This window comes from Neomelitea salexigens DSM 19753 (assembly GCF_000422345.1).
In the GTDB taxonomy this organism is placed as follows: Bacteria; Pseudomonadota; Gammaproteobacteria; order Pseudomonadales; family Spongiibacteraceae; genus Spongiibacter; species Spongiibacter marinus_A.
Window position 1 is genome coordinate 1 of the sequence record NZ_AULP01000019.1, and the last position, 10682, is coordinate 10682.

Annotated in this window: 10 protein-coding genes and 2 pseudogenes; 4 read left to right on the forward strand and 8 right to left on the reverse strand. The window is 52.1% G+C overall.

The genetic code is table 11. The features are described 5' to 3' along the window. Together H573_RS0115540 and H573_RS0115545 are read left to right on the forward strand one after the other, a co-directional pair. Positions 1-305 (forward strand): IS3 family transposase (locus H573_RS0115540; RefSeq protein ID WP_027874487.1); only part of this gene is annotated, 305 nt, incomplete at its 5' end. 307 nt (positions 306-612) lie between these two features. Then, positions 613-3384 (forward strand): winged helix-turn-helix domain-containing protein, encoded by a 2772-nt coding sequence (locus H573_RS0115545; protein ID WP_027875077.1) that lies wholly within the window; start codon positions 613-615, stop codon positions 3382-3384. Positions 3385-3412: 28 nt separating this feature from the next. Here H573_RS0115545 and H573_RS18565 read toward each other — a convergent pair whose 3' ends face one another. From H573_RS18565 to H573_RS0115560, 3 genes are all read right to left on the reverse strand, one after another. Further along, positions 3413-4171, reverse strand: a complete 759-nt coding sequence (locus H573_RS18565; protein ID WP_051171372.1) for an SGNH/GDSL hydrolase family protein — start codon at positions 4169-4171, stop codon at positions 3413-3415. Positions 4172-4237: 66 nt separating this feature from the next. Continuing rightward, a complete protein-coding gene (locus tag H573_RS0115555; protein WP_027875078.1) occupies positions 4238-4681 on the reverse strand; it encodes a hypothetical protein in 444 nt (147 codons plus the stop codon). Between the two features lie 45 nt (positions 4682-4726). Further along, a complete protein-coding gene (locus H573_RS0115560) occupies positions 4727-5491 on the reverse strand; it encodes an exodeoxyribonuclease III (RefSeq protein ID WP_027875079.1) in 765 nt (254 codons plus the stop codon). Positions 5492-5730: 239 nt separating this feature from the next. Between H573_RS0115560 and H573_RS0115565 the strand changes: the two genes are divergently transcribed. Beyond that, entirely contained in the window at positions 5731-6297 is a 567-nt protein-coding gene (locus tag H573_RS0115565; RefSeq protein WP_027875080.1) for a carboxymuconolactone decarboxylase family protein, read from the forward strand. Between the two features lie 103 nt (positions 6298-6400). Here the strand turns inward: H573_RS0115565 and H573_RS0115570 are convergent, their stop codons facing one another. The 5 genes and pseudogenes from H573_RS0115570 to H573_RS18580 all read right to left on the reverse strand — a co-directional run bounded on the left by H573_RS0115570 (position 6401) and on the right by H573_RS18580 (position 10080). Next, a complete protein-coding gene (locus tag H573_RS0115570) occupies positions 6401-6736 on the reverse strand; it encodes a YdhR family protein (protein WP_205618959.1) in 336 nt (111 codons plus the stop codon). Between the two features lie 234 nt (positions 6737-6970). After that, complete coding sequence (locus tag H573_RS18570; RefSeq protein ID WP_051171373.1) at positions 6971-7666, reverse strand: dioxygenase family protein; 696 nt, start codon at positions 7664-7666, stop codon at positions 6971-6973. Positions 7667-7749: 83 nt separating this feature from the next. Beyond that, positions 7750-8043, reverse strand: coding sequence for a HigA family addiction module antitoxin (locus H573_RS0115580; protein WP_027875082.1), 294 nt, complete (start codon positions 8041-8043; stop codon positions 7750-7752). Beyond that, positions 8043-8237: pseudogene (locus tag H573_RS18575) on the reverse strand (type II toxin-antitoxin system RelE/ParE family toxin); the annotation flags it as partial. The pseudogene H573_RS18575 and the gene H573_RS0115580, both read right to left, overlap by 1 nt. A 205-nt stretch (positions 8238-8442) precedes the next feature. Further along, complete coding sequence (locus H573_RS18580) at positions 8443-10080, reverse strand: alkaline phosphatase D family protein (RefSeq protein ID WP_051171374.1); 1638 nt, start codon at positions 10078-10080, stop codon at positions 8443-8445. Positions 10081-10411: 331 nt separating this feature from the next. Here H573_RS18580 and H573_RS0115600 point away from each other — a divergent pair. Next, positions 10412-10682 (forward strand): annotated as a pseudogene (locus H573_RS0115600) (transposase); the annotation flags it as partial.

Here is a 10682-nt window from a genome sequence, read left to right on the forward strand (position 1 = left end):
AGGGCAGCCAATACACAAGCCATGACTGGAGCGAGTTTCTCAGAGAGCATGGCTTGGAGGGGAGCATGAGCCGCCGAGGCAACTGCCACGACAACGCGGTTGCGGAAAGCTTCTTCCAGTTACTAAAGCGAGAACGAATAAAGCGCAAAATATACGCGACACGAGATGCAGCAAGGAGCGATATATTTGATTACATCGAGATGTTCTACAACACAAAACGACAGCATGGTTCCAACAATGGGCTGTCGCCTGTAGATTATGAGCGTCAGTATTTAAAAGAGGCTGAAAAGCGTCTAGTGAACTAGTGGCGATTCAATTATTTATCCTTATTGAAGCTATCTGCGTAACTACATATGTTGAGGATGCTACACAGCAAAAACCCAAGACAAACCCATCGAAGGGTTGGTTTTTCCCCCAATCTCATATTCTGTTTTATTATTACGCAACATCAACTATATGCTTTATAGGTATATTGAATTCCTCCCCCCCCTTTCCTATACTGTGGCGCTAACACCCCTCTATACTGGCTACATTCCTTTCTCGATAGGTGCCAATCGCGGCTGGTTCGGCAAAGCCGACATGAGAATAATTAAATTATCGGTGTGAGTTGATATGCCCAAAAACACGCTATTCGAACAGTTTCAGATAATTGGCCCCAAGCTAAAACCTCAGAAGCAAATCCCCAATCACTTTTCTAGAAGTGAGCTGTGCTCGACTATTTTTTCAGAAGCCGAGCCTCGCGGATTAATCCTTATTAATGCTCCTGCTGGGTCTGGGAAAAGTACGTTTATGTCTGAGCTGTACGACCGCTCGAAAAGCCTCAGCAGGGAGTCTTATTGGCTTAGTCTGGATGAGGATGACAACGAACTTGCCATATTCGCGAAGTACTTCATCGCTTCCACTGCGAGCTTTGACAACAAAGTTGCGGCTCGCGAACTTTCTCTTCTTCATTCAAATGTATCAAGGGATTACACCACACTACTTAACAGTACGCTTTCACGACTGATATCCAGTGATAAGCAAATCTCCATATTTTTAGATGATTTTCAATTCATCACTAATGATGAAATCATTAGATTCTTGGATAAATTCATATCGCACTGTCCGAGCAACATTCAACTTGTCATCTCTAGTAGAGTAAGGCCAACGATAGACGTAGAGAAAGTTAAGTTGGCAGGTCTTTTAACCGAGGTTACTCAGGAGGAACTTAATCTGGATGCCTCACAAATTACAGACTTTTTAAAAAATGGGCATTCAATAGAATGTACACGCGAATCTGCAGAACTTTTAAAAACCACCACCGAAGGCTGGGTAGCAGGCATTCAGCTAGCGGCAATAGCGGTCTCGAAGTCAGGTGAGGAATTTTCAGACTTTATACAAACCTATACAGGGAGTAACAAATCACTTTCTGAGTACCTATTCAATACAGTACTCCAACGACTTTCACCGGATATTAGGGAGTTTCTCCTCCTCACGTCACCACTAATACGATTCTCAGCCGAGCTATGTAACTACGTTACCAGCACAGAAAACTCTTACTTGATATTAGATTTTCTTGAAGGGAACAATATATTTATTATATCTCAAGATGAGAATCGGGAATGGTTCAGATACCACCATTTGTTTTCAGATTTTTTAAAATCTGAGTTATTACGAAAAAACTCCACAAAGTATAAGGAAGTATGTTCTCGCGCTGCTGAATGGTCAGATAACGAAGGCTATATAACTGAGGCTATTCAGTACTATCTCGCTACCGACACTTACGAACGCGCAGCGGAATTGATCGTAAAACGGGCGCCGGAACTGGCACTCTATAAAGGCGACCACCACACAATACTGGACTGGATGAGACGCTTACCGGGTGACTACCACACAAACAACCCCAAGATACTCCTAAATCACGCCTGGTCATGCGCGTTCAGCCGCGACCCGTCTAAAGCCATTGACCTGTGTGAAACCGTCTATAAAGGGCTTAACGATTCCTCCGCCTTTCTATGGTCTATAACGGAAAGAGAAGCAGAAGAGTACTACTGGCTGGCCAAAGCAACGGAATCGATCGCTGTTGTTTGTGACGAGCAAGTCAACAGAAGCCTAGAGATATGCATATCGTCGCTCTCCAAAGTACCGGATCACGAAGCTTTTCCCATTTCCGCGATGAACAACTGCGCGGCTTATGCATACTTGGCAATAAGAGACTACGAAAAATGCATTTATCACGCAAATGAAGGTTACATAAGTAGCCTTGCTTCTGGCTCTAATTATGCGTCTGTATGGGCTCTGTTCGTCTCATCTTTAGCACACGTCCGCACCGGTAACCTCGAGGTCGCACATCAAGAAGCGGTGAAGTCGTCAAAGATCTCTGGACCAAGCAGAGATAGCACTATTTATCTTCATGTTTTATCTGAATCTTTGCAGAAAGAGGTAGATATTCAGAGGTGTAATTTCGACGATACAAAGTATCACGCTGCCGACACGTCGTTTATTTCGCTCTATGGCCCAGCCGAGCCGTTGCTTATTGTAATTCGAAACGAAGCACGACTGCTCATGTGGAATAAAAATACTTCAGAGGCCCTCGACCTGTTACACAGAGGGCAGGAAATTGCACTTAGCACTAACCAGAAGCGGTTATATATCTCACTCATATCTGAAGAAATTGAATTAAATCTATCGCAAGGATTCACATTAGACGCAGAGCGGACGCTTAAAAGATCGAAATATTTTAAATTTATCCAAGATAACACGAGCGAGGAATTCAATTTAACCTATAGAATTCTTGAAGACCTAACATTCTGCAGACTATCGAATGCCAGGGAATCCTACGAACTAACCATTCAAAAATGTGATTTATTATTACAGTGCCTGAAAGACAACTCCTACGCCGATGGTCCCGACTTAATCACCACCTTAGTACTTAAATCTGTAGCACTTTGGGGAAGCGGTGAATTCAACGAAAGTACTGATCTATTCGAAGATGCTGTCAACATAGCCCTAAAGCACTGGTATGCCTACCCTATAGTCGTTTGTGGACCCGCCATACTGCCGATTACTGAACAGCTTTTAGGCAAGAACTTAGCCAACAAAGCAGGCGCAGGAACACCCCATGAATTCATCAACCACATTCAACACACTCTGGCCCCAGATTACCGCAGTAAATTCGACAACGATCTTTCCTCGCATGCGAACGGCTTTAACGAAGCGCTCTCCTCTCGGGAAGCCGGCATCCTAAAGCTTCTCGCCGCCGGTCTGTCAAATGGCGAAATCGCGGACCAAGCCTCGCTTTCAATCGCGACGGTAAAATGGCACCTTCACAATATCTACCAAAAACTGGGTGTAAAAAGTCGAACTGCGGCGGCAGCTTTAGCCAGAGAACGGGGCATCGTTTAAGCAGCCAACGCATTTATGCGCTGGCAATTCATGCGCGAGATGTCTTGCAATGTCTTAACACCGTTTCGATGCTATTCTTGTGTCGATGTTCAATCTGCTCCGACAGGTGGCGCGCCCACTCCCGATAGGCCGCCTCGCCCGGGTGAAAGCCGTCTTCGGCAATTGCCGCTGGGTGTAAGGTGTAAGGCACCTGAACGTAGCTGCAGTCTGCCAGCGGCTCAACAAGCTGTCTCAGTTCGGCATTTAATTGCCGAGCACGCAGTCCCAGCCACCAACGCAGTGGTTGTGGCAGCGCAGGAAAGGCGTGCATGGGTGGCAGCGCGGAAAAATAAATATGCTTGGCGGCAAAGCGCTCGCGCAGCAGACGGATAATCTCGGCAAGGTTGTTGCGCCAACGGCCCCGCCCAGTGGCGGCAAGCACGTCATTCACCCCAATAGACACCACCACAGCGTCGGCGTCGGCGGCGTCAGCGCTCTCGCTGGCTAAACGTGCCAATAACTGTGCGGAGGTATCGCCGGAGCTCGCCAGCAAGCGCCAATGTAGCGGCCGCAACGGCGCAAGCCCGGCGACTAACTGACCCAGCAAGGCCTCTTCCTGACTGGCAACGCCAACCCCCGCCGCTGCGGAGTCGCCCACCAACAACAAGCGCAGCGCTTGTCCGCTGCCGCCCAGTTGCCCCGAGCGCGGCCCCGCGGCCTCGGGCAGACGCGGCGTAGTACGGCGCACATAGTGCCCCTGAGCTAATAAGACCGGGCCGAGCAGTATTCCCGACAGTTGATAGATCATCTCCGTAGCCTCAACGTCCAGCCGCCCCAGCCTTTTCCATGACAACTCTCCCTTCACATCACCACGCTAGAGCTGAACAACACTGTCGCCGAAATACCACACACGGCGAAACTGGCCTTTATCACGCTGCGCGAGCTTGCGCAGATTGTCGATAAGCACGTTATCGGGCAGCAGCGTGCGGCCAATGTTGTAGATCAGTAGCTCAACGGGTTCGCTCACTTGGTAGCGCTTGGCAATTTTCTTAAGGTAGGTCGCAGAGGTGTAGTCGGTAAGGCGGGCGAGGGCCTCGCTGTCAACGCGCCCGGCCCCGGCGATCGCCTTGGCCAGGTCTTCCGAGCAGGCCTCGGTCAATTCAAAATAGGTAACGTGTTCATTGAGCCGACAGCGAATATCCGGCTTGCCACCTTCGGGCAATTGCTTTTCTACGTCGCGGTAATCCAGGCCTGCGGCCTCGGCAAAGCGGCAGAAAATGCTGACTTCCACACGGCCTTTTTCCGCTTCAGATGCCATTGCCCTGTCGCCCTCGTATCATCACTGGCCCTGCCTTTGCGCCGACTAGCTTAAATCCACACTGACCGGGCAGTGATCGGAGCCGTGAATATCATTCCAGATCTCCGCCGCCGTCACTCGCTGCTCGACAAAGTCGCGATTGCCGAGGAAGTAGTCGATCCGCCAGCCAATATTTTTACCACGTGCACCGGCCCGGTAGCTCCACCAGCTGTATTTCACCGTTTCCGGATGCAGGGCGCGATAGGTATCAACAAAATCGGCCGCCAGAATATGGTCCAGCCCGTCGATCTCCTTTTGGGTGTAGCCCGCGCTTTTATTGTAGTTGGGCTTGGGACGCGCGATATCCATTTCAGTGTGGGCGACATTGAAGTCGCCACACATAAGTACCGGCTTGTCTTCACCGAGCTTGTTCACATAGGCGAGAAAATCGCGATCCCAGCACTCGCGATACGGCAAGCGCACCAGCTCACTGCCGGAGTTGGGGGTGTAAACGGTGAGCAGGTAAAAATCATCAAACTCAGCAGTGAGCACCCGTCCTTCCTTGTCGTGCTCGTCAATACCAATATCCGCAAACACTCGCAGCGGCGCTTTACGGCTCAGAATAGCCACGCCCGAATAGCCCTTGCGCTCCGCCGAGTTGCTGTAAATGTGGTAACCCTCAAGGGTTTCCAGCGCCGCGGCCACTTGGTCGTCCTGCGCCTTGGTTTCCTGCAGGCATAAAACATCGGCATCCAGCGTCGCCACCGACTCCAGAAACTCTTTCTTCATTACCGCGCGAATACCGTTCACGTTCCAAGAAGCTATGCGCATATGTTCCCCCATCAATTTGCCGCTTTGTATACCACGCTCAAGAAAGTGCCACAACGCCGAACGCTATGCGGGTCGCTCTGGTATCCGCAGCAGGCTCACGCAACGGCATACCTTTACATAGCCAAAAGCGATATGGATAAAAATAATAAACTTTCTGCACAGTGGGCCAAAGGCCTAACAGGCTAAATGGTGGTCCTGGCTTTCGTCATGTTGACGATGACATTAATAGGGATACCACCATGACCAAATTTACATTTCATACCGCTTCATCCGCGCCGGAGGCAAGCAAGCCCTTCATCGATATCGCCACTTCCGCCTACGGTTTCTTGCCCAACCTCCTTGCTGGTATGGCTGAAGTACCTGCGCTGCTGGAAGGCTACATTACGCTCTCTGCGATATTCGACAAAACAGCATTAAATGAAACAGAACGGCAAATCATTTTGATGACGAACAATCGCTTGAACGGCTGTACGTATTGCATGGCGGCGCATACCTCTATCTCCCAAGCTGCTGGCGTAGCACCTGATATTATCCAAGCTCTGCGGGACGGCTCACCAATCTCGCAGCCGAAATATGAAGCGCTACGCCAATATACAATTGCCGTTATCGAAAGCCGGGGCTGGGTTCAAGCCACCGACCTGAATGCCCTATTGTCCGCAGGATATAGCAAACAAACCGCCCTAGAAGTGATACTGGGTACGAGCCTTAAAACCATGTCGAATTTTACAAACCACATCGCGCAAACACCGGTGGACAAAGCGTTCATGGTAAATGCGTGGTCAGACGACGCGACTCAAGCGCGATAAAAACAGCTAACGGCTAAAAGGGCGGCAGACATGCCCTGCCGCCCTCTGTACTAACGGTCTTGAACACCGCCGCTCCATCGCTTATGAATCGCTGAGAACAACGCTAGCTCGACAATGGTTTCTCGTCTGCAGCAATGAGCTCATCGCTAATGTTGTCCACCACCACGGGGCTTTCCAGATAAACCAGTGTCGGCGGCGCGCCGTAGTGCTCAGCCACCCGCGCATTCCACTGCGGGGTATAGAGGGCATCCGCCGCTTCACGACTGCGCCATAAATACACTCCACCAACGGTGGCGCCGTCTTCCGACAGGGTATACACCTTGCGAATCAGCCCTGGCAGCTGCTGGTACTGGGGGGCCGTTTGCAAAAATAAGGCGCGCGCTTCGGCCACGCAAATCGGCTCAGGCAGCCGAATACTGTTAATAACGGTGATCATCATCGCCCTCCTATGGCTCGCCGCTCAACATCCTAAATGGCACCAGTGCCGCCAATGGCCGCGCACTGGCCCACGCTAAGCGTTAGAAGTGAAAAGGACTATGCAAGGTTACGCCGACATGGTTGCCGTCAACATCCTCGCCAGCAAAGTCGCTGAGGCTGTAATCAATTGTGGGCACTTACTGCCAACATAACGCCCTAGGGAAAAGGCCACATATCCATTTGTACGCCGCTATACCTACGCTTCCAGCACAATATTGAAAACGCCCGAGCGCACCGGCCTGCTACCGTTGGGCACACCGCGATCATCAAACGCGACAATAAGTTGATTTCGCTCTTCGGCACCATGCTGCAATAGCAACGCATCCACATCGTTCAGAGGATGGCCCGCGAAATACATCTGCGTAGTCAGCGTACTAAAACCCGGCTTCTGCAACGTAAAATGAATATGAGGCGGTCGCGACCAACTGCGGCTAACGGGATACGGCCCGGGCATGATGGTTGTGAACTGGTAAGCGCCATTGGCATCGGTCGTCATTTGCCCCCAGCCCTGAAAATTTTGATCAATAGGAGCGGGATTACTATCGGCCTCGTGAGCATAACGCCCCTGAGCATTGGCCTGCCAAACCTCGACTAATACGCCCTCAATAGGTTTGTTATCAGGGGTCAGCACCCGGCCTGAAACCTTTATAACCTCACCGCTGGCGCTCTCACCCCGCCCCGCAATCTTGGTCAAATCGGCATCGCGGTCCGCCTGGCTCCAATTGGGATAGAAGGGCCCAGCCGTCTGCCTCGGCGTCGCTTGAAGTAATCCCCGACGGGTATCAGCAGCTGCCAAACAGGAAGGCAGCAGCGACGCCCCAATACCGAGTAAAAGTAACTCACGTCTCGTGAACGTGTGGCCTTTCGGCGCTGGCAAATAGTGCTTTTTCATAACATCGCTAATGCCTCAATTTTCGGCATGCCGTAGCGCCAAGCGCAGGGGCCTGATCCTCAACCTCGGAAAACAGCCACGCGTTAAGCTACTTCGAAATCCAGAGGGCGAATGCCATCCAGATTGACCGTGCTGCGAGCCACCGACAGGTCATACATATCTTGCATCGCCAGCCAGCTCTCGGGAGTACGACCCAGCACCTTGGACAGACGCAAAGACATTTCAGGGCTAATTCCACTATCCCCTTTCAGCAGTCGAGACAACGTGGAGGGCGAGACACCTAGACTGGACGCAAGCTGACGGGAACTGATACCGAAGGGCTCCAGATACACCTCCCTAATGAATTCACCAGGATGCGGCGGGCTATGCATAGTCATCAGTGATAATCCTCATAATCAAGAATGTAGGCACTGCCGTCTATAAACTCGAACGTCATGCGCCAATTTCCGTTAACCCGAATCGACCATCGCCCTTTGTCTTGCCCCTTCAATGGGTGAAGCCGAAAACCGGGGATATCCACATCCTCTACCAAAGTGGCCGTATCCAGAGCAGCCAGCTGCATACGCAGCTTCTTGGCGTGATCTCGTTATATACCCGACGTGTTGCCAGCCAAGTAAAACCGCTTCAGTCCTTTGTGGCGGAATGATTTAATCATACACAAGCCATAGCATGTTGCGCACCACGCAACAACACAGCTTAACAATTGATGCGGCCCTGCGAATGCATCCGCGCGCACCCTGCTCGTACTCAGTCTCTCGGAAAGCGTACACCCAACGTTAAGCCAGGCCGGGAACACCATCTGTTACGGTGAAGCGCGCCGTTTCGATTGAGGGATTGGGTATGGGAATCTGCGCTTGCATCGCACGTACGGCAACGGTGCAGGTCTGGTCGCTAAACTCAACTTCAAGCCAGCCATTACGAGTGCCATCCCAAAATGAAAAATGCGGGTTATTTGCCAATATAAAGGGGCTTTGCAGGAATACATTGGCTGGCGGGTTAATGGTCGCGATCGGCGTCGCGGCCGCTGCGCTTGTGGTGAATTCGGCACCTACAGCCGGGCCATCCGGGTAGCCGTCACGCAATGTCGCCGCCGCAAATGCATGCAAGTCGGCAGCCAGCACCACCAAATTTTCGGTGTCGCGCAGCGCGTGCAACAGCTCTGCACGCTCAGCGGTATATCCGTCCCAGTGATCAACCTCGTAAACCGTGGGTGGCAACTGCCCAATAGAAATGGGTGAAAACGGAATGGGCAACCCTAATACCCGCCAACGCGCACTGCTAGTGGTCAGCGTTTGCAACAGCCACTGCTTCTGCTCGTCGCCCAGCAAGGTGCGCCCCTCGTCATGCCGGGCCTCGCAATTACTTTCGACAACCAGCTGGCGCTCTCCGAAATTCCCCTCTCCACAGGGGTGCGGTGAGCGGTGCATTCGCAGCTCTGTCATTGCAAGCTCAACCAGGCGCCCAAAACGAAAGCTCCGCTGCGCAGTCATCACATTAGGAAATGCCGCCTCGGGCGCGTACTGCACTCGCACCGGCAAATAGTGGTACCAGACATCTAACGCCTCTCGCACATACTGGGTCATCGCCTCCGGATCACCGTCCAGCGGATGATCGGGACCCCGCGGACGCTCGCCATCGAAGTACAGATCATTGGCGAACTCATGGTCATCAAAGGTGCAGATCAGCGTGTGCGCTTCCAGCAATGCTTGCAGGTTCGCGTCGCTACGATGCGTGCGATAAATCGTCAACAAGTCTTCCCGCGAGCTCGCATATTGCCCACCCGAGGGCAGATTTATGGGCCGCAGCGGCACGATGGCGCTTTCGTAAATAAAATCGCCCATGTGCAGAACGTAATCTGCCTCTCGCTGCGCCATTTCGCCAAAGGCATGGAAATACGCGAGGGTATAGTCCTGACAAGAGGCGACAAGCAAACGAAGGCTCGCAACCTCATCGTCCGACTCGGGTAATGTTCGCAGCCGCCCCACGCGACTGGACACGCCAGCGTGGGCGAAGCGGTAATAAAGGAATCGGTTGGCGGGCAACAACCCATCTACGTCCAACCTCAGAGCGTAATCACTTTCAGGTGATAATGCCGACACGGGAACGCGCCCGGCCGCCACCCGACGCAAGAAGCGTTCATCCTCGGCCACCTCCCAAAGCACATCCTGATCAGGCTCAATTGCCGATTCCTCAAGGCGCGTCCAGAGAATAACGCCCGAGGGCGTCGGATCACCGCTCGCCACGGAAGATGCAAATACCGACGCTGCATCGCCCGCCCCTAGCGGCGGCAACCGCGTTTCATCATCCACCATAAACGAACCGCCGTGCCCGGCATCACCACCACATGCGCTCAATAGTGATACGCCTGCAACGGCAGGCACAAGACCGAGAATACGGCGTCTGGTCAGCGGCATGGCGCACCAACGCGGAGATGAATTCTTTTCATGACACTAGCGGACCAAGGTCTGTATAGAGTTTGTATAACGAGCAAGCGCCCAAATCGATGCCGATGATGTTATGCGAATCCACCTACACCAGCAAACTGCGGGCCTTCAAACCGCAGAAACCACAGCAGCGACGGCTGCCGCCGGTTATATTTTTGTGCTCATTAACTTGCTACTGCCAGAAAACCCAAACTGTTCATACAGCCCATGAGCATCATCGATTGCAAGAAACTGAAACTGAATCGCCCCCAGTTTGCTAGACACCTTTTAGCCATAGAAAATGGCACAAAGAGAGGTGTTTATGAGCAAGCAGCGTTATCCAGAAGAGTTCAAGATTGAAGCGGTTAAGCAGGTCACGGTATCGGGTCACAGCGTAGCCGATGTGGCCCAACGGCTAGGCACAACAACTCATAGCCTTTACGCATGGATTAAGCGTTACGGCCCTAACTCAGAAGCGCATCGCAAGGAGTCCGATGATGCTGCGGAGATCCGACGTCTACAGAAGGACTTGAAGCGCGTTACTGAAGAGCGTGACCTGTTAAAAAAAGCCGCGGCGTACTTCGCAAGCCACC

Coding starts and splice junctions, on each gene's coding strand:
- H573_RS0115545 (WP_027875077.1), top strand. CDS start 613: ATGCCCAAAAACACGCTATTCGAACAGTTTCAGATAATTGGCCCCAAG.
- H573_RS18565 (WP_051171372.1), bottom strand. CDS start 4,171: ATGATCTATCAACTGTCGGGAATACTGCTCGGCCCGGTCTTATTAGCT.
- H573_RS0115555 (WP_027875078.1), bottom strand. CDS start 4,681: ATGGCATCTGAAGCGGAAAAAGGCCGTGTGGAAGTCAGCATTTTCTGC.
- H573_RS0115560 (WP_027875079.1), bottom strand. CDS start 5,491: ATGCGCATAGCTTCTTGGAACGTGAACGGTATTCGCGCGGTAATGAAG.
- H573_RS0115565 (WP_027875080.1), top strand. CDS start 5,731: ATGACCAAATTTACATTTCATACCGCTTCATCCGCGCCGGAGGCAAGC.
- H573_RS0115570 (WP_205618959.1), bottom strand. CDS start 6,736: ATGATGATCACCGTTATTAACAGTATTCGGCTGCCTGAGCCGATTTGC.
- H573_RS18570 (WP_051171373.1), bottom strand. CDS start 7,666: ATGAAAAAGCACTATTTGCCAGCGCCGAAAGGCCACACGTTCACGAGA.
- H573_RS0115580 (WP_027875082.1), bottom strand. CDS start 8,043: ATGACTATGCATAGCCCGCCGCATCCTGGTGAATTCATTAGGGAGGTG.
- H573_RS18580 (WP_051171374.1), bottom strand. CDS start 10,080: ATGCCGCTGACCAGACGCCGTATTCTCGGTCTTGTGCCTGCCGTTGCA.